Annotated in this window: 11 protein-coding genes and 1 pseudogene; 11 read left to right on the top strand and 1 reads right to left on the bottom strand. The window is 40.6% G+C overall.

The genetic code is table 11. The annotated features are described in order from the left end of the window. Positions 1-119: 119 nt before the first annotated feature. Positions 120-1,646, bottom strand: coding sequence for an outer membrane protein assembly factor BamB family protein (locus tag U3A58_RS20845; RefSeq protein ID WP_323826330.1), 1,527 nt, complete (start codon positions 1,644-1,646; stop codon positions 120-122). Between the two features lie 205 nt (positions 1,647-1,851). Here U3A58_RS20845 and U3A58_RS20840 point away from each other — a divergent pair, with 205 nt between their 5' ends. The 11 genes and pseudogenes from U3A58_RS20840 (at position 1,852) to U3A58_RS20790 (ending at position 19,505) form a co-directional block, all read left to right on the top strand. Continuing rightward, on the top strand, positions 1,852-5,187 hold the full coding sequence (locus U3A58_RS20840) for a VCBS repeat-containing protein (protein ID WP_323826329.1): 3,336 nt from the start codon (positions 1,852-1,854) through the stop codon (positions 5,185-5,187). 83 nt (positions 5,188-5,270) lie between these two features. After that, a pseudogene (locus U3A58_RS20835) lies at positions 5,271-6,200 on the top strand (IS1595 family transposase). Between the two features lie 52 nt (positions 6,201-6,252). Next, positions 6,253-6,594: a hypothetical protein gene (locus U3A58_RS20830; RefSeq protein ID WP_323826328.1), complete on the top strand. Its 342-nt coding sequence runs from the start codon at positions 6,253-6,255 to the stop codon at positions 6,592-6,594. A 25-nt stretch (positions 6,595-6,619) separates the two neighbouring features. Beyond that, positions 6,620-6,997, top strand: coding sequence for an IS200/IS605 family transposase (tnpA, locus tag U3A58_RS20825; protein ID WP_323826331.1), 378 nt, complete (start codon positions 6,620-6,622; stop codon positions 6,995-6,997). A 190-nt stretch (positions 6,998-7,187) separates the two neighbouring features. After that, positions 7,188-7,757 (top strand): RNA polymerase sigma factor, encoded by a 570-nt coding sequence (locus tag U3A58_RS20820; protein ID WP_323826327.1) that lies wholly within the window; start codon positions 7,188-7,190, stop codon positions 7,755-7,757. Between the two features lie 372 nt (positions 7,758-8,129). Then, entirely contained in the window at positions 8,130-9,221 is a 1,092-nt protein-coding gene (locus U3A58_RS20815; RefSeq protein ID WP_323826326.1) for a FecR family protein, read from the top strand. A gap of 160 nt (positions 9,222-9,381) precedes the next feature. Beyond that, the gene (locus U3A58_RS20810) at positions 9,382-11,202 is read left to right on the top strand and encodes a SusC/RagA family TonB-linked outer membrane protein (protein ID WP_323826325.1); all 1,821 of its coding nucleotides are present in this window, start codon (positions 9,382-9,384) and stop codon (positions 11,200-11,202) included. Then, entirely contained in the window at positions 11,165-12,985 is a 1,821-nt protein-coding gene (locus U3A58_RS20805; RefSeq protein ID WP_323826324.1) for a SusC/RagA family TonB-linked outer membrane protein, read from the top strand. The genes U3A58_RS20810 and U3A58_RS20805 overlap by 38 nt, the downstream gene beginning before the upstream one ends. 14 nt (positions 12,986-12,999) lie before the next feature. Continuing rightward, positions 13,000-14,541, top strand: a complete 1,542-nt coding sequence (locus U3A58_RS20800; RefSeq protein ID WP_323826323.1) for a RagB/SusD family nutrient uptake outer membrane protein — start codon at positions 13,000-13,002, stop codon at positions 14,539-14,541. 100 nt (positions 14,542-14,641) lie between these two features. Then, on the top strand, positions 14,642-18,148 hold the full coding sequence (locus U3A58_RS20795) for an FG-GAP-like repeat-containing protein (protein ID WP_323826322.1): 3,507 nt from the start codon (positions 14,642-14,644) through the stop codon (positions 18,146-18,148). Between the two features lie 157 nt (positions 18,149-18,305). Next, positions 18,306-19,505, top strand: a complete 1,200-nt coding sequence (locus U3A58_RS20790; RefSeq protein WP_323826321.1) for an InlB B-repeat-containing protein — start codon at positions 18,306-18,308, stop codon at positions 19,503-19,505. The last annotated feature ends 94 nt before the right edge of the window (positions 19,506-19,599 follow it).

The following is a 19,599-nucleotide window of genomic DNA, read 5'->3' as shown; positions in this document are numbered from 1 at the left end:
ACGCCTATTGCTAAAGAGTTAAACAGTAGTCAAAAAAATAGAGACCGATTTCAGGAAATCGGCCTCTATTGAATAAAAAAGGCTGTCTCCAATAATGAAAATCAATATGAGACAGCCACTTATTTTTTGCCCCGAAATATCCCGTTTCCATCAGTTCCCATATAAGCTCCCCAAAGAGGAGGTTTTTTAATTTTGATATGTGTGTCAATCCTTCTGACCTGCATTCCTAAAAATGACAAGATATCAGAGTGGTTGTAATATTGACAATAAACGATATCCAGATAACCATCCTGATCCATGTCACCTATCCAGGGAGTAGAAAACACATTCTTGTAATATTTGGTCTGATCGATCATCCATTTTTTCCGGTCATTGAAATCAATTGCAAATAATTTATTTTCAATTGGGAAAGAAGATTGATCTCCGATATCCCTATTGCAATCAAATTCATTGATGCTGATGATTACCTCATCTATGCCATCCTTGTTTAGATCATAAGCCACAGGTGAGGAAAACCCCGTACATCCTAAGGAATCCAAAAATGCAATTTCACCGCTTTTTCCATCCAACATGACCTGAAGTGAACCTGTGTTTTGTGGCCACTGTCCTTTGCTGACAAATGTGAAAAAATCCGGAATGTCATCTTTGTTGAAGTAACCGACAGCAAAACTGTTGCTGCATTCTGTCCCTTCAATTTTGTTTTGCCAGATCAGATCAAGGTTTTTACCGTCAACAGCAAAAACAGTACTTGCATGGGAAATGGCAATGATGTCCAATAACCCATCCTTATTGATATCAGCCAGCACTGGCGGTGCAATAAATCCCTGACCGGTTTCTGAGGCAATGATTGGAGAGTTGGATAGTTTTTGACCGGTTAAATCAGAAAGTTTTCCCAAGTATAGATTTCCACTGAATGTTTCACCACCTGATCCGAATAGAATATATTGCTCATTACTTCCCGGTTGCGAAAATGCCAATGGAGACATGTATGATTCCATGCCGTCCGGCATGGTGTCAGCAGCCAAGATTTCACCGGTTTTGGAATCCATCAGCATCAAAACACCGGGAAACCGGTTTTCCATCTCATATGGTTCTGCTTCGGCATTGCCGCCGTTAACGGTCAATAAATCAGGCAATCCATCTCCGTTTTGGTCAGGTACTAGGACACTGTTGTTGAAGTTGAACCTGGCATATTGAAGGATCGGATGGTCTTCATATTGGTATTTATATTCCCAGATCAACTTCCCGGTTTTCCCATCAATTGCCCTAAAGTGTGGAGACCGGCCACCTATAAAAACATCAGGAACGCCATCCTCATTGACATTCAAAAATGTGGCAGAACCATAAACTTGATCCTCAGCCTCATGTTGCCAAATAATTTCCCCGGTCACACCATCTATGGCAAGAATACCCTGATTGCTGTATTGAAACTCATTTTTACCCGCACCCATTACAATATCCATTACCCCATCACAATTCAAATCCACCGCCCTTGGGGATGATTGGGAACCAATTACCGGGAGATCAGTGCTCCAAATTAATTCAGATGTTTTTTTGGACTGGCAGCATGTAATTGCCGATAAAAGAAAGAATAGTAAAAGATGGGGGTTTTTATGGAAAGCGTAATTGGTTTGATCAATATTCATTAAGATTGAAGGTTTGTTTGAGCTATTTTATAAATCTATCAGAATTTTATTCATCACTTCCAAAATTAAGGTGTTTACAATAATTTTGGAAAGCAACAAGCTCTTAAAGACTTTGTAAATAGTGTCTTAATGCGTTAGATTTATGACCCCACACCATAAAGATTGGCATCTCTCTGTAAAGGGCTATTAGATAATCCCATTAGCAATGAAGTTCATTAATGTTATCTTATTTATTCTATTCCCCTTAAATTTAATTGGTTTAAATACAGTACATAAATCTGAAATCACCGGAACTTTTGAGAGCATTTCTCCACGAAAGTCAGGTATAAGGTTCCAAAATACATTGACAGAAGGCAAGGGTACCAACATCCTGACCTATGAATATTTTTATAACGGTGGGGGAGTTGCCATTGGAGACATCAACAATGATGGCCTAGACGATATTTATTTTACAGGCAATATGGTTCCAAATAAGCTTTACCTGAACGAAGGGGATTTTAAATTCAAAGACATTACCAAACAAGCCAATGTGGAAGGCAAAAATGCCTGGACCACGGGCGTGACCATGGTGGATATCAATGCGGATGGTTGGCTGGATATTTATGTCTGTTATTCAGGAAAAGGAAGTCCAAATACCAGAAGAAACCAGTTATTTATCAATCAGACGGATGGAACATTTGTTGAGGAGGCAGCATCTTACGGGTTGGACGATCCTTCCAATAGTATTCAAGCCTTGTTTTTTGACTATGATCTAGATGGTGACCTTGACCTGTACCTATTGAACCACAATACCAAAGTCATCAATGAAATCGAGTTTGACAATGCAAGGAAGGACAGGAATCCTGATTCAGGAGACAAACTCTATAGGAATGATGGAGGGAAATTTGTTGATGTAAGTACCGAGGCAGGCATCATGGGCAATTCCATGGGCTTTGGACTTGGAGTGGCAGTCTCTGACCTGACAGGAAACGGTTTTCCTGACATCTATATTTCCAATGATTACATCGAGCCCGATTATCTCTATATCAACAACGGTGATGGTACCTTCACCGAAAGTCTGACGGATTACCTGCAGCACATTTCTTATTTTTCCATGGGTTCTGATATCAGCGATTTCAATAATGATGGACTTCCTGATATTTTCACTTTGGACATGTTGCCAGAGGACAACAAGCGGCAAAAACTCCTTTATGGGCCTGAAAATTACGAACAATATGCACTGATGGTCATGAAGGGTTTTTATCATCAGAACATGAGAAACATGCTCCATCTCAACAATGGCAATGGCACCTTTAGTGAAATCGGCCAATTGGCAGGAATATCGAATACGGATTGGAGTTGGGCCTCATTTTTTGTGGATGTGGACAATGACGGATGGAAGGATCTCTTTATCACCAATGGTTATTACAGGGATTATACCAATCGGGATTTCCTAAAGTTCAAAGGGGATTATTATTTCAACAAGGCAAGGGACAAAGAACCGGCAGATACACTCTTTCTGGTGACAAGCATGACCTCGACACCGATCCACAATTACATTTTCCAAAACAATGGTGACCTGACCTTCGACAACAAGAGCCAGGATTGGGGCTTTTCCCAATCGAACTTTTCGAATGGGGCAGCATTTACTGATTTGGACAATGACGGGAACATTGATTTGGTGGTCAATAACCTGAATGCTCCAGCCGGAATCTTTAGAAACAGACTTTCAGAAAACAATAAGCCAAACAATTTTCTTCAGTTTGATCTGAAAGGGGAAGGCAAAAACTCCTTCGGTTATGGAACAAAAATCTCTGTCTATTTCAATGGAGAAGTCCAGTTTTATGAGCAGCAGCCCACCAGGGGATTTCAATCTTCCATGAGTCACCGGATCCATGTTGGAATGGGTGAAAACACAAAAGCAGATTCAGTTCTGATCCAATGGCCAGGCGGGAAAAGGGAAATAATAAATGACGTGGAATCCAATCAGATGTTAGTAGCTGAAGAAAGAAACGCTGTGGATCCTAAAGCTGAAAACCAAATATCCACAAATTCCTATTTCACCCAAATACAGCCACCTGTACAGTTTACACATGAAGAATACGGCTTCAATGATTTTAAAAGACAGCCACTGCTTTTGAATATGATGACTACCTGTGGGCCAGTCATGTCTTTGGGTGACATCAACAACAATGGATTCACGGACTTGTTTGTAGGAGGTACCAAAGGTTCGCCCGGAAAGTTGTTTTCCCAGGTTTCGACAGGTCATTTTATAGAATCCAAAGGACTAGACCTTTCAAAAGAGGACGAATTCACTGATGCAGATGCAGTCTTTTTCGATGCTACCGGAAATGGGTATATGGATCTTTACATCGCCAGTGGGGGATACCATGATTACCTGTCCTATGATGAAAGCCTTCAGGACAGACTATACATCAATCACGGGGGTGGAAATTTTGTCAAATCAGAAGATGCGCTCCCAAAAATCAGATCCAGTGCATCCTGTGTTAAGGTAGTGGATTTTGATGGTGATGGTCACTTGGATTTGTTTGTCGGAGGAAGGGTTATTCCTGGACAGTTTCCCAAAAGCCCAAAAAGCTTGTTGTTGAAAAATGATGGAACGGGCAAGTTTGTGGACGTGATTTCAGAAATCATTCCTGAATTGGAATTCGGCGGCATGGTTACAGATGCCACTTGGACAGATTTGGATGGCGATGGTAAACAGGATTTGATTGTAATTGGAGAATATATGCCCATTCGGATTTTTCTGAACAAGGGCGGAAAAAGATTTGAGGAAGCCACTTCGCGATATTTTGATTCTCCTCTTGAGGGCCTTTGGTCAGCTATAGCGATGGCTGATTTTGATGGAGATGGGGATATGGATTTTATTGTGGGTAATTTCGGGTTGAACTCCCAACTTCGGGCCAGCAATTCCGAACCGATAAAATTGGTTTTTGCTGATTTTGACGAAAACAGCTCGATCGATCCCGTTCTCACCCAATACATTCAGGGAGTTGAATATCCTTTTGCCAGTAGAGATGAACTGTTGGATCAGATGTATAATCTGAGAAGTAAATTCACAAACTACGAATCCTATGCTGATGCCAAGCTGAGCAACATATTCACTAAGGATCAATTGTCAAAGGCCTCAACCCTTCAGGCCACCGAGCTCAGAACGCTTTATTTGGAAAACAAAAATGGAAAACTGATTCCACATGCTTTGCCCATGCAGGCACAGTTTACTCCCGTTTATGCCATTTCTGTATTGGATATTGACCAGGATGGGCATCTTGATTTTATCTTGGGCGGTAATCAGAATTCCAGCCGCCTGAGAATAGGGGTGATGGATTCCAATTTCGGTCAATTGTTCAAAGGTGATGGAAAGGGTAGTTTTCAGTTTGTACCTCAAAAAAAGTCAGGATTGAATTTTATGGGGGATGTAAAATCCATGGAAATCATCAAAGCCGGTAAGTTGGATTTGTTGTTTGTGGGGGTCAATAATCATGGATTGGATGCTTATTTGTGGAATAAAAAATATGTGTATCCGCATGAATTCAGGTAGCCAAAGACAGGTTCCCGAAACTATCGGGACAAGTCGTGACATTATGTTGTAGGCTGTTCAGCAGTGGCATTTCTTGGTTAAAAATAGCCAAAGCCAAGAATATCATCGACTTTATTAACTATTTTCCTGATGAGGAAAGCTGCCAAATCTACCTGAAAGCGCCTCGTGAAAAAGCCGGGATCCGCTGTAAAAGCTGTGGAGTCATCGCCAAACTTCATTGGTTCAGCGGAGCCAAATTTATCGAATGCTGCGTATGCAGACTTAGGAGTTCTCTCAAAAGCGGTACGGTGATGGAGAAAAGCAAGCTTTCCCTGCATACCTGGTTCTTGGCGTTTATGCTGATGTCAGCGACCAAGAAAGGCTTTTCCTGCCTGGAATTCCAGCGCCTACTGGGTCTGGGCCGTTATGAGACAGCGTTCAGGATGATGCATAAAATCAGGGTGTACATGGGTAAAAGAGATGTGCTGTACACGCTGACAGACATGCTGGAGTTTGATGAGGGATATATAGGAATTGCCACCCCGGAGCGTGTGAAAGAACACCTGAAAAGGGGCAAAGGGAGCCAAAGGAAAGCTGAGGTGGGTGTTTCTGCCGAATCCATACCATTGGAGGACTTGGAGATCGGCAAGACAAGTAGATTCTGAGGTTACTTTAAAATGGAAGTTTTGGGCAAAGTGGACGGTGAGCACGTCAAGCAGTTCATCATAAAGAACGCTGACGGGGATATTGTGCTATTCACTGACAATAATACGGCATACTCACAGCTTGAAGATATTGTGGACACCCATTTCACGGTTGTTTCCGGAAAAGATTCCACCAACGACACGCTCAGATGGGTGCAAAAGGCAATCAGTAATCTGAAGCGGAAACTGCTGGGAATAAACCACATGATCACCTACAAAAATCTCCAGAATTACCTCAATGAATTCGTTTACAAACTCAATAGGAGATATTTTGGGGATAGATTGTTTGATCGGTTGATTATTGCGGCAATTCACCCATACGTGCAATAGAGCTGATACACATATAAAAATTCATTAAAAATTACCATTCAAATATTGGCATATGAAAAATAACAACAGAAGGGGTTTCTTTGCAAAAATAGGCATAGGCCTGGCGTCAATAACACTTTCAAGCTTTCCCAATGTTGTGGCAATGGCCAAGAAAATATTCTCCAAAATTTTCAGGTCTAAAATATTCTTTACTACAGGATATAAAACTGCTGAAGTGAGCGCTCAATCAGCCCTGCTATGGACCCGGCTATGCGCTAAACGAAAGCCGCGGCGCATCAGGCATAAAAGGAATGAGACCGTGTTCCGGTATCCCATTGGTTTCGATGAAGATTTGCCTGTGGATCAGATGGATGGTGTGGGAAAAGGAATGTCAGGCAGCGTAAAAGTTAATTAATGTTTAAAGGCTAAAGACTAACCCTATTCCTGACAGCGAAGAGAAGACAATTAAGGGCGTGATCAAAGAAATGGTAGAGGAAGATATCAGGAGGCACTGTGATTGGAAGGGATGTATATTTGATGAGGTTAACCTTCAGGAAGATCATGTTCATTTGTTGGTCGATGCCTCCGAAGATATCCATATCCAAATTGATGGGAATATTGAAAGGGAAAATAGCCATCATGCTGTTCAGGAGTTACCCACAACTGAAGCAGCGTCCATACTGGGACACAAGTTTTGGGCGAGGGGTTATTTTGTAAACACGGTTGGCCTGGATGAAGAAATGATCAAGAGATACGTAAAATATCAGGAGAAAGAAGAACGGAAGGAAGAGGGTCATCAGCAAGGTTTTGATTTCTAGGTTGTAAATTGGCCGCACCTTATAGTGGCTTCTCAGAGGCACATTTTTTTCTGCACTAATACAAGCGATTTTTTTGCATATACCAGTTATTTTATTCTGTAATTTAAATTGAAACCTAGAATTAAGTTTGCTTTAATATAATTTTTCTCTAATTTGTTCTGATCTTATTTCAAAGCCCAGAATTGACCAAATGAATAGTCCCGCCTCATCGATTGCAATTGAAGAGTTAGATAGCTTGTGGCTGATGCTGAGGGATGGTGACCGAAATGGGTTGGAGGGTTTATACCGATATTTTTCAAAGCAGCTTTTTCGATATGGCCTGTCGATTGTTCCGGATCAGGATTTTGTGCAGGATTGTATTCAGGATGTTTTCATAGATCTTTGGAAATACCATAAAAACCTCCAAAAAGCTGACAATGTAAAAATCTATCTGTTTAAATCTTTGTCCCACAAGATTTTTAGGGAAAACAAAAAGGAGGGGAAGTGGAAAAAAGAAGAAATTACCGATAAACTAGAAGTGTGTTTTTTTACCGAATCCATTGAAAGTGATTTGATCGGCATTCAAAGGGACGTGTATCTCCAGAAAAAGCTGGCCTTTGCTTTGAACGATTTGCCGGATAGGCAAAAGGAAGTGATCCAATACCTTTTTTTTGAAAATTTCTCCTATGAAGAGGTTTCCAAAATGATGGGGATAAATTTACGGTCGGTCTATACCCTGGCTTGGAAAGCCATTTCCAATCTTAAAAAGCTTATTCTGTGAGTTGTTTTGATGTGCTGTTCATAATTTGGAAAACAATATAGAACATCGACATTAGGGAAATTAAGGGAGAGGGGCATTCTTAAAGGGAAAAATTCTTTCAAGAAAAGGTAAACTGTCTCAATCCTATTGTCAGCGAAAGCTCAACTTATTACTGTGTGAAATTTTGATATCCCATAGATCCCTAGTTTGACATAAGATTAGGATTGGTCAATACTGGGTTGATTCGTTCTGGCTTCCAGCGAGTTTCTTTGAAAAAGAAGGCTGCTGGAAGGAAAGCAAATAAGCATACTCAAAGCTCTATTTTAAAAAAAACATTTTTTTAAGGATAACTTCATTTAGTTTCTTACTCCTATAAATGAAAGCACTTTTACAATGAGCAAAACAGCATACAGCTTAGAAGATTTTGTTTTGGATCCTGAATTCAGAAAATGGGTGCTGGCACACAACGCTTCCAATAAATCCTATTGGGAGGAATATATCCAAAAAAATCCGGCAAAACTTAAGGACATTACGCTGGCGAGAAGGATACTGCTGAACATGTCCAGAAACACTGCGGAAGTAGGCTGTACCCGTTTGGAAGCAATGTGGCAAAACATAGATCAGGCAGTTCAGGAGATCGACGTGGAATCTATCCAAAGAAAGACAGTTCCAATAAGTTCCCAAAGTACTATTTTGAGATATGAAATAGGATACCCTTCCTACTCCAAATCGGCTCAGTTATATCGAATGGCGGGGATTCTGGTCTTGGCATTTACCCTGGGAATTTTGGCCAACCTGATTTTCCCCCAACCTTCTCTTCAGACTGTAGAGGCCCCCATGATTTATGAAGAACATATTGCCCCTCCGGGAGTAAAGTCCAATCTGACCTTACAGGATGGATCCAGAGTGATCCTTAATTCAGGAAGTTCTCTAAGATATATCAAAAATTTTGAAGCAGATCGTAGAGTACTTGAATTGATGGGAGAAGCTTATTTTGAAGTGGCCAAGGACAGCATGCGTCCATTCACGGTAAAGACGGGACAAATTGCAACCACAGCCCTAGGAACTTCCTTTAATATCTCGGCCTATGATAATGAGGAAATGGACATTTCTCTGCTGACGGGGCTGGTAGAAGTGCGGATAGCTATGGGGGATTTTAAAAAAGTAAATCTTGTACCCGGAGAGGAATTGAACATCAATCTGGCAAAGGAACAGTATCAGAAACGGCTCTTTGTTAAAGAAAAGCTGATGGCCTGGACCAGGAAGATCATATTGTTTGACCACGCCCCTATTGCTGAAATAACCAGGGTACTTGAAAATTGGTATGGGGTGGAGATCCGTTTTACCAACCAACCCAATAAAAATCTTGTGGTATCAGGATCATTCAGAGACCAGTCACTGGAAAACGTGCTGATAGGATTGAGTTATTCGGCAAGATTTAAATTTAATATTCAACAGGATATAGTATACATAACATTCAAATAACCCAGCCTATGGAGATGATATAGCGTCAAATACCCAAAAAAGGCCACAGGTGTATCAACACCCATAGCCTTAATCAAAACGGAAACAGAGACTGCCATCTCATTTCCTTTAAGTGTTTATTTAAACAATTAGCATAAGCCTAAACAAACAATGTAAAGATATGAAAAATTGTCTACTAAAGCATGTTATCTACATGACCAAATTATTTACTGTAGCCTTCATTTTCCAGTACCTTTCAATGAGTTTACTCATTGCCGGTAATGGGAATGCCCAGGTTAAAAGCATAGAAAATGCCAGAGTCTCCCTTTCCCTGAAAAGCGCAAGTATAGAAAGGGTATTTCAGGAGCTTGAAAAAAACACCGAATATAATTTTGTGTTTGCATCAAGGGAAATCAGGGATTTGCCCAGTATTTCCCTAGAAAGCAAAGGTAAAACCGTTTATGATGTTTTGCTGGATATTGCCGCCCAAACCCAGTTAAGTTTCAAGCAGGTGGATTATAATATCCATGTAAAAAAATCAGGTGTGCGCCAGCCTGTAACTGTCATGCAGGAAATGGAAGTGACAGTATCGGGAAAAGTAATCGATGACACAGGAGAACCTCTTCCTGGGGCCACTGTCACTGTGTCTGGAACTACTACAGGTATTGTAACTGATATTGAAGGAAAATACACACTGAATGTGCCTGAAGGCTCTACTTTAGTGTTTTCATACGTTGGTTATGAGACTAAGCGGGTGCCGGTTGGTAATCAAACCCAGATCGATGTGACATTAAATCCTGATATCTCTTCTTTGGAAGAGGTGGTCGTAGTGGGTTATGGTGAAAAGAGCCGTAGGTTAATGACTGAATCTATTGGTACAGTTCAGGCCAAAGAGATTACGAAAATCCCCGTAGCCTCAGTCGATCAGGCGATTCAGGGACGGATATCGGGTGTTCAGGTCACCAATGTAGATGGTACACCGGGCTCTCCTGTCGCGATAAGGATTAGAGGTGTGGGGACGGTAGGTAATACACAACCCTTGTTTGTAATAGATGGTATCCCAGTAGGCAACAATTCAGACTCAAGAACAAACCCATTGGCTACCATTAACCCTGCAGATATAGAGAGTATTTCTGTTTTGAAAGATGCATCTGCTGCTGCAGTGTATGGAGTAAGAGCTGCCAACGGAGTGGTATTGATCACTACTAAAAGAGGGACAAAAGGAAAACCCAAAATAGTATTAGATTCTTATTATGGGATCCAGGAAATCGCCAAATTCAACGAATATAATTCTACCACGGAATGGTTAAGCCTTACTCAGGCTGCTTATAGTAACTTCAATGCACAAAACGGCCTAACCCCGGAAGATCCTGATTTTCGCGAGCTTCATCCTGATCTCGAGGAAGGGAGTCCCATTAGAGATAGGAGCAATGAAGACGCATGGAGGGAAGTTGTCTTAAATCCTAACGCACCTATTCAAAATGTTAATTTAAGTGTAAATGGTGGCGGCGAGGGATACAATTATTATGTTTCTGGCGGGTATTTCAAACAGGAAGCTACCGTACAAAAATGGAATCTTGACAGATATACGTTTCGGGTAAATACAGATTTTAACATCAATAAAAGGCTTAAAGTCGGGCAAAATTTCACCGTATCTCATCAGGAGGTACTTCGGGGAATGAATGGAGGAGGCGATGGTTTTCTACTTCAAAACTCAGTTACTATGCCTCCCTTTTTCAACATATATGAGGATCCTAGCAATCCAATTCTAGGCAATCGGTATGGGTACGATGGAAATGCTGATTTGGCGGGTCTTGTAATTGGTAATCAGGTAGGTATCAATCAAATCATTCAGAACAATGACAGAAATACCAGACTCTTAGGTGGCATATTTGCCGAACTTGAAATCATTGATGGATTAAAGTATAAAACAGCAGCTTCCCTGGACCTCAATCTGTTCAATAATGACTCCTGGAGACCNTGGCATATTTGCCGAACTTGAAATCATTGATGGATTAAAGTATAAAACAGCAGCTTCCCTGGACCTCAATCTGTTCAATAATGACTCCTGGAGACCTGAGTACTTAGTAAAAGAAATGGGTCTAGATAGACCTGGTAATCAATATGACGACGGCAGGGGACAGTCTCAAACCCAAGTGTTTACCAATACCTTGAATTATAACAAGAGTTTTGGGAATCATAATTTGGATGTTTTGGCAGGTCTGGAATACCAGAAATTGAGCAGCTCTTCTCTAAGTGTAACAGCTTTCGATTTTATAAGTACTAATCGAGATTTTTATTCAGTAATCAAAAATGGCCGAGGAGATCCGAACGTGGGCGGGGGTGCAGGTCAAGGTTCTTTTGTGGGCTATCTCAGTAGGTTAAGTTATAATTATAGTGATAAATACTTGCTTACCGCTACTGTCCGACGAGATGGAACTTCCTCTTTCTCGCCCGTTGACGATAGAAGATGGGGAACATTTCCTTCTGTATCGGGCGCTTATATTATAAGCGAAGAATCTTTTTTCACCAAAGGATTGGTCTCAGATCTAAAATTAAGAGCGAGCTGGGGACAACTCGGAAATTCAAACACGGCAGCTTTCCCTCATATTTTCAGAGTTTCAACTACTCCCGATTATGCATTGAATGGAAATAACACAGTACAGGCACCTGTTCCCATTAATTTTGTAAACGAAGATGTAGTATGGGAGACAGTGGAGACCGTTGATCTTGGATTTGATGTTTCTTTATTCAATAACAAACTGGATATATTGGCTACATATTACAACCGGACTACCAAAGATTTCTTGTATAATTTACCTCTTCCCAGTTCCTCAGGCTTTACAGGTACTCCGGTAAACTTAGGAACTGTTAGTAATAAAGGAATAGAGGTGGAAGTTAATTACCGACATTTCTTTGGCAACGGATTGAGTATGTCTTTATCGGGTAATATTACCACTGTAAAGAATAGATTAATGGAACTGGCTCCAGGATTGGAAGAATTTACAGCAAATGGTAACTATAGAACTGCAATTGGCCAACCCATAGGATATTTTTATGGATATCAAACTAATGGAGTTTATCAAACTCAGGAAGAAATTGACGCTGTGTTTACCGGGGATTTTAGAGATAGAAATTCACCGCAAGGTCCGCGGCCAGGTGACGTGAGATTTGTAGACAACAATGGTCCTGGTGAAGAAGGTCAGCAGTTTTCAGGTGAACCTGATGGAGTTATTGATTTCAATGACAGAGCTTATCTGGGAAAAACTATTCCCTCTTATTTTTACGGAATGTCCCTTAATATGGAGTATAAGAATTTCGACTTCTCAATGCTTTGGCAAGGTGTAGGAGATGTACAGGTTTACAACCAAGTAAGGCAAGCTGGATTGGATTTGAACGGTGGAGGAAGAAATACACTTTCTGAAACCCAGGAAAGATGGACTGGACCAGGTACTTCCAACTCTATTCCAAGAGCAATTAGTGGAGACCCAAATGCAAATAATCGTTTTTCTGATCGATTTGTTGAAGACGCAGGATTTCTCAGATTGAGAAATCTTCAGATTGGATATTCCTTGCCAAAAGCTTTAACAGAAAGAATGGAGGGATTTGAAAGTGGGAGAGTCTATATCGGAGGATCAAACCTTCTGACTTTTACAGATTATTCTGGGCTTGATCCGGAAGTGATGACTTATGGGCAAAACTCTACCCAGACGGGTGCTGGTACCGATAGAGGTAATATGCCGCAGCCCAGGATTTATCAAGTTGGTGTCCAATTATCATTTTAAAAGACTATAAGATTATGAAAATATTAAAAACATTCGCATTCATCATTGGCCTTTTATCGTTGACGGTCATTTCCTGTGATGATAGTCTGGATTTAGCACCTCTGGGTGAATTGAATTCAGAAACGTTTTATATTACAGAAGAGCATTTTGAAGCAGCTTCTCTAGGTCCATACAGCGCATTGTTAAACTTCTATTATGATCAAGGTGGGCGTGGTCATTATAACGGGATAGAATATCCTTCAGATGATACTCAGCATGGAGGTCAGGGAAGTGAAGACAACGTGGACTTTATCTGGTTGCCTAATAATGGTAATTTCAGTTACATGTATAATACAAGCTATACAGGGATTCTTCGGGCCAATGCGATCCTCGACAGAATTCCCGCTTCAGAGCTTACCCAAGACCAAAAAAACAGGTTTGAAGCTGAAGCTAAATTTATGCGAGCCTATTTTTATTATTTCCTGGCAAGGCATTGGGGAACTCCACCGCTTATACTAGAAGTGCAAAGATCTGTCGAAGATACCAGAACAGGTAACTCGGCGCCAGGAGAAGTGTACGCAATGGTAGAATCCGATTTAAAATTCGCTAAAGAGCATCTCCCTAGCCAATGGGATGCGAGTAACACGGGAAGAGCCACTAGCGGAGCAGCAACAGCTTTGTTGGGAAAAGCATACCTAACGCAACAAAAATATACAGAGGCAGCCCAAGAATTTAATGAAGTGGTTTCAAGTGGTGTTTATACTCTTATGGAAGACTTTGGGGATAATTTTCGCGAAGACAAGGAAAATAATGCTGAATCTATTTTTGAGATTCAGTTCTCAAGAGGAGATTTCAATCCTTGGCTTCCAGTTGATTTCGGTCTAGCAGGTAATCAGAATGTAGGCCATGCCGGAACAGGTAGAGCAATAAACTTCAGAGCTAGCTGCTTCTTAGGAAGTTGTGCCCCAGGAGCTAATGGGCAAGGATATGGAAGAATCCATGCCACTGAAGGCCTCCAAAATTCCTTCGAAGAGGGCGATCCACGTGTGCCGTTTACTATTTTTAGGGAAGGAGATGAATACTTTGGGGAACTATTTGACCCAGCCTGGTCAATTACAGGAGCCACACCCTCTAAATATTTATTGAACTATGTCTCATATCCTCAGCCTAATGCCGGTTCAAATAATGAAAGAGTAATCCGCTTAGCAGACGTGTATCTAATGTTGGCTGAGGCTGAGCTATTGGGAAATAACAATGTGCAAAAAGCTGCTGATCTGGTGAACATGGTAAGAAGGAGAGCTGATCCGTCAGGGGATATTCTTCCAGATAGATCTGGTTCAGCAAGTGAAATGATGGAGTACATAATGCATGAGAGAAGGGTTGAATTGGCTTTTGAAGGTCATCGTTATGACGATTTGGTCAGATGGCAAAATGCTGGTAAAATTAATATTGCCACAGATGTTGATTTTAGCAGATCATTGGCCAATCAAAATTGGAATGAAACTTATTTGTTAAAACCTTTTCCGCAGAGGGAATTGGATTTGGTAAGTATTCTCACTCAAAATCCAGGATATTGAAATATATCTTTTAATAATTTCGTCGATTAAATCAAAAGGCTTTCAGCTTAGCTGAAGGCCTTTTTATCTCATACCCAGCTAATTTCACAGGTAATTGATAATGAAATCAAAATTCATAATTTTATTCGGTTTTTCCCTTTTGGCATTTACTTATACTTCTTGTGGTAAAAAAGAAAAAGATACCCTTTTTGAACTTTTGCCTTCTTCCTATAGTGGGGTGGACTTCAACAACCGTATCTATACCAATGACACGTTTAATGCATTTTATTCTGATTATATCTACAATGGCGGTGGAGTAGCCATAGGAGATATCAATAATGATGGGCTGCCTGATTTGTTTTTCTCAGGAAACATGATTTCATCTAAATTGTACCTTAATAAGGGTGATTTAAAATTTGAAGACTTAACCATTAGTGCTGGACTGCAAACAGATTCTTGGGTAACAGGGGCATCTATGGTAGATATCAACAGTGATGGATTGCTGGATATTTATTTGAGTGTTGCCAATAAAAAAAACCAAGAAAGCAAGAATAAATTATACATCAACAACGGGGATCTGACCTTTACCGAAATGGCGGCAGCTTATGGCTTGGATGATTCCGGGTATAGTACCCATGCGGCATTTTTTGATTATGATCAGGATGGTGATCTGGATGTGTATGTCCTTACAAATGCCTACGAAAATTCAAATAGAAATTTTATCAGGGAAAAAAAGATTGCCGGGGAAAATCCCAGTACCGACAGGCTATTCCGTAACAACGGCGATGGAACTTTTTCTAATATTTCCAATGAAGCAGGAATCTTAATAGAAGGGTATGGCCTTGGCGTTGCAATAGCAGATATCAACCGTGATGGATGGCCGGACATCTATGTTTCCAATGACTTCATTACCAATGATTTGCTGTGGATCAACAACGGGGACGGGACATTTACCGACATGGCTTCATCTTACTTAAAACATCAGAGTTTCAATGGTATGGGGGTAGATGTGGCTGATTTCAACAACGATGCTTTGGTGGATATTGCTGTCATGGATATGCTTCCCCCTGATAACTTCAGGCAAAAGACCATGTTTCCAGATATCAATTACAATCAGTTCAGAATGATCCTTTCCCTTGGATACCTGCCACAATATGTAAGGAACACCCTCCAATTAAACAATGGCAACAATACCTTCAGTGAGATCGCCTATCTCTCAGGTGTGCATGAAACTGATTGGAGCTGGGCTCCTCTGTTTGCTGATTTTAACAACAATGGATATAAGGATCTTTATATCACTAACGGCTATAGGAAAGATGTAACCAATCTTGATTTCATAGCTTATAATAGTGAAACAAACCTTTTTGGAACTGAAGAAGCCAAAATGGAGAAGGTAGTAGAGAAGTTGGATCAGTTGAAAGGTGTCAAGACGCACAACCACATGTTTGAAAATACAGGAAAAATGAAATTAAATGAAGTTTCCACGGATTGGGGATTTGACGCACCATCCTATTCCAATGGAGCGGCCTTTGCCGATTTGGATAATGATGGAGATCTTGACCTGGTGGTTAGTAATATAGATATGGAAGCTTTCATCTATAAAAATACAACTGATAAAAAAACGGATCAAAATTATCTACAAATATCACTTATAGGTGAGAAGCAGAATACCCAAGCTATTGGCTCTAAAATAACCATAACCACAAAAAACGGAATACAATATCACGAGCACCACCTTTATAGAGGATATAAATCCACCATATCGGGAGTTGTACATTTTGGGTTGGGAGATCAATCCAGAGTGCAAAAAATTCACATTATCTGGCCTGACGGAAAGCAAGAGGAACTTACTGATGTGAGCTCCAATCAAAGACTCGAAATTAAGCAAACAAATGCCATATATGAGGTCGCGGAACATCAAAATGTCCAAGAGCTTGAAACAGTCTTCAAGGAAATTACAAGCCAATATGGACTTACCCATATCCATCAGGAAACTGACTACATAGACTTCAATCACCAGGACCTTTTGCCCCATAAGTTCTCCAGCACTAGTCCCGGAATTGCTGTAGGAGACATTAACCAAGATGGTTTGGAGGATTTTTATGTTGGAGGCGGAGCTGGTTTTCCAGGTAAGCTATTCAAACAAAACGAAGTGGGTTTTGAAAAGGAGGATTTCCCCTTTCATAAGGAATCTGAAGATATGGGCGCATTGTTTTTTGATGCAAATGGTGACAGTCATTTGGATTTATATATTGTAAGCGGGGGAAGTTCCTACCTGGTAAATTCAGAACTTTATCAGGACAGGCTTTATATCAATGATGGCCAGGGAAATTTTGAATGGTATGAAAAGGCACTGCCAAAAATAACAAGCAGTGGATCTAAAGTCGCTGCTGCTGATTTTGATGGAGACGGGGATCTGGACTTATTTGTAGGAGCAAGGGTGATTCCAGGACAGTATCCATACCCAGGCCAAAGTTATCTTTTAAGAAATGAAAATGGCATTTTTAGTAAAGTTGGGGATACTCTCATTCCAGGGTTATCCGAATTGGGTCTGGTAACAGATGCCATTTGGACTGATTTTGATAATGATGGGAAATTGGACCTGATAGTGGTTGGAGAATGGATGCCAATAACTTTTTTCAAGAATATGGGTGAAACCTTTAAAAATTTAGGTCAATCTACTGGCATAGAAAATACTGAAGGCTGGTGGAACAGCATTACAGGTGGAGATATCAATGGAGATGGTAATGTCGATTATATTCTCGGAAATCTGGGGTTAAATAGTAAATATCAGGTTTCACCAGATGAGCCTATAAAAGTTTATGCTGCTGATTTCGATAATAATGGAAGTGTAGATCCTGTGATGACCAGATTTATACAAGGGCTGGAGTACCCCGTCCATCCAAGAGACAACCTTATTAGGCAAATTCCTTCTATAAAAAAGCGTTTTCCAAATTATGGGATCTATGGAGAATCGAGTATTGAAAGGGTATTGAGTGAGGCTGAAAGGAAGAATGCTTACAAAGCAAAAGCTACTTTCATGGAATCAGCTCTTTTGCTAAATCTTGGCAAAGGAAAGTTTACCCTCAAAGCTTTACCTATAAAAGCTCAGATCTCTCCGGTTTTTGGATCCATTGTGGAGGATTTTGATGGAGACGGTCATCTGGATGTCCTATTAGCCGGCAATAGCCATTCCACTGAAATACACTCAGGTTGGTATGATGCTGGAATAGGACTCTTTCTCAAAGGAGATGGAAAAGGTGGTTTGAATCCAATCCATCAGCTGAAATCAGGATTTTTCGTTGACACAGATGCCAAAGGAATGGCCCTGGTCTGGATGGGCGAAAAGCCGGTTATCCTGGTGGCTTCAAATAAAGGAGAATTGAAATCATTTAGCGCCAAAAGTTTAAGTTCTGCTGCTCTCTTTAGTCCGGAGCCATTGGACGCCAAAGTGATTTTTCAGTTAGACAACGGCAATCAAATCACGCATGAACTTTATCATGGGTCTACTTATTTGTCCCAATCAAGCAGAAAGATTCTCATTCCTGAAAATACCATTCAAGTGACTGTGTTCAACAGCATGGGAGAGTCCCGAAAACTAAACTTATCCTCTTTAAAAAACAAGTGAAGAATAATTTATTGAAATTATGAGATAAAAAATTCCAGAGGTGAAATCCAAAGATTGGTGTTTGAAGGAGAACAACCGATATTTTAATTGCGAAAAGCAAAGGAAATTAGGTGACCAGCACAAGAACATTTCTTAAATCAATATTAAATACCATTTTATGATAATTGTTAAATTCTCACTCTTAATCCTGATTTTCACTTTTATATCCTGCACTGCTGGGGAAGATCCTCAAGTATTTTCACTTACTGTTAATAACGGTTCCGGTGGGGGTACGTTTGCTGCGGGTGAAGTTAGAAATATTCAGGCCAATGCTCCTGGAGAAAATCAAGTATTCCAACAATGGACTGGTGATATAGAAATATTGGAAAATACTTCAAGTGACAGTATCACCATCACAATGCCCTCTAGAAATGTTGTAGTTAATGCTACTTACCGCACATTTAGTGCTCAGAATATCGTGAACGTTTCTGCTAACTTCTCAAACAAATTCCAGACGATGGAAGGCTTTGGTTTTTTTGGTGCCAGAGATGTGTGGTGGGGCAACGCTAACGCTACACATTTTCACAACGATGCATGGCTTGAAATGGTGATTGGTGATCTAGGTTTGTCAATGTGGCGCAATGAAGTGTATCCGCATTTGCCTGTCACCAGTAATTCTGCACCAAACCAGGATGCCCATTGGGAAAAGCAAAGGCCAATGGTTCAGGCTTTGAAAGCAAAGGCGGACAAGTATAATGTAGAGCTCCGAGTGATTCTCACAGTCTGGTCTCCTCCCGGTTCTTTTAAGTGGAATGCTTGGGGATATACCTGGCCTGGGGATCAAAATGCACAGCGGGGAGCAGGCCTAAATGGAGATTATTGGCCTGAGCGTGGAGTGCCCAGTACTGGCCAATCTCCTAGTTTTAACAGTGGTACACTGAATCCAAATAAATACAATGAATTTGCACAGTGGTGGATCGATGCCATTCAAATGTATAAAGATATTGGCGTCAATGTTTATGCCATTAGCCCCCAGAATGAGCCGGCGTTTAACCAATCTTTCAATTCTTGCTTTTATACAACGCATTGGTATGCTGAAATGATTAATGGGATCATTCCCAAAATTAAAACAGCACATCCTGAGGTCTTAATTTTCGGTTCCGAACATATGCTTCAAAATGAAGGGGGGGGCAAAGATTTTCCATATTTCTACCATAGCAAGTTAAAGCAAGACCCAACTGCTATGCAATACATAGATGCTTTGGCAGTGCATGGTTACCTTGATGGTGTGAATGTATCGTCAGGCAGTTACCTTGCTCAATACTGGAGTAACCACAAAAGAGAGTTTGTCTGTATGCGTCCGACAAAACCATATTGATATAGGAGTTCTAAATATATAATGTTGCAGGATGAAAAAGATAAGCAACGAAGCGTATTATTCCCTGTATTGTAAATGGCAGGAATCCGGTCAG

It is taken from the genome of Algoriphagus persicinus (genome assembly GCF_035156415.1).
Classification (GTDB): domain Bacteria; phylum Bacteroidota; class Bacteroidia; order Cytophagales; family Cyclobacteriaceae; genus Algoriphagus; species Algoriphagus persicinus.
This window is presented reverse-complemented; position numbering and strand designations above follow the sequence as displayed.

Excerpts from the sequence above, each read along its gene's own strand:
- U3A58_RS20845 (WP_323826330.1), bottom strand. The coding sequence starts at position 1,646 with ATGAATATTGATCAAACCAATTACGCTTTCCATAAAAACCCCCATCTT.
- U3A58_RS20840 (WP_323826329.1), top strand. The coding sequence starts at position 1,852 with ATGAAGTTCATTAATGTTATCTTATTTATTCTATTCCCCTTAAATTTA.
- U3A58_RS20830 (WP_323826328.1), top strand. The coding sequence starts at position 6,253 with ATGAAAAATAACAACAGAAGGGGTTTCTTTGCAAAAATAGGCATAGGC.
- U3A58_RS20820 (WP_323826327.1), top strand. The coding sequence starts at position 7,188 with ATGAATAGTCCCGCCTCATCGATTGCAATTGAAGAGTTAGATAGCTTG.
- U3A58_RS20815 (WP_323826326.1), top strand. The coding sequence starts at position 8,130 with ATGAGCAAAACAGCATACAGCTTAGAAGATTTTGTTTTGGATCCTGAA.
- U3A58_RS20800 (WP_323826323.1), top strand. The coding sequence starts at position 13,000 with ATGAAAATATTAAAAACATTCGCATTCATCATTGGCCTTTTATCGTTG.
- U3A58_RS20795 (WP_323826322.1), top strand. The coding sequence starts at position 14,642 with ATGAAATCAAAATTCATAATTTTATTCGGTTTTTCCCTTTTGGCATTT.
- U3A58_RS20790 (WP_323826321.1), top strand. The coding sequence starts at position 18,306 with ATGATAATTGTTAAATTCTCACTCTTAATCCTGATTTTCACTTTTATA.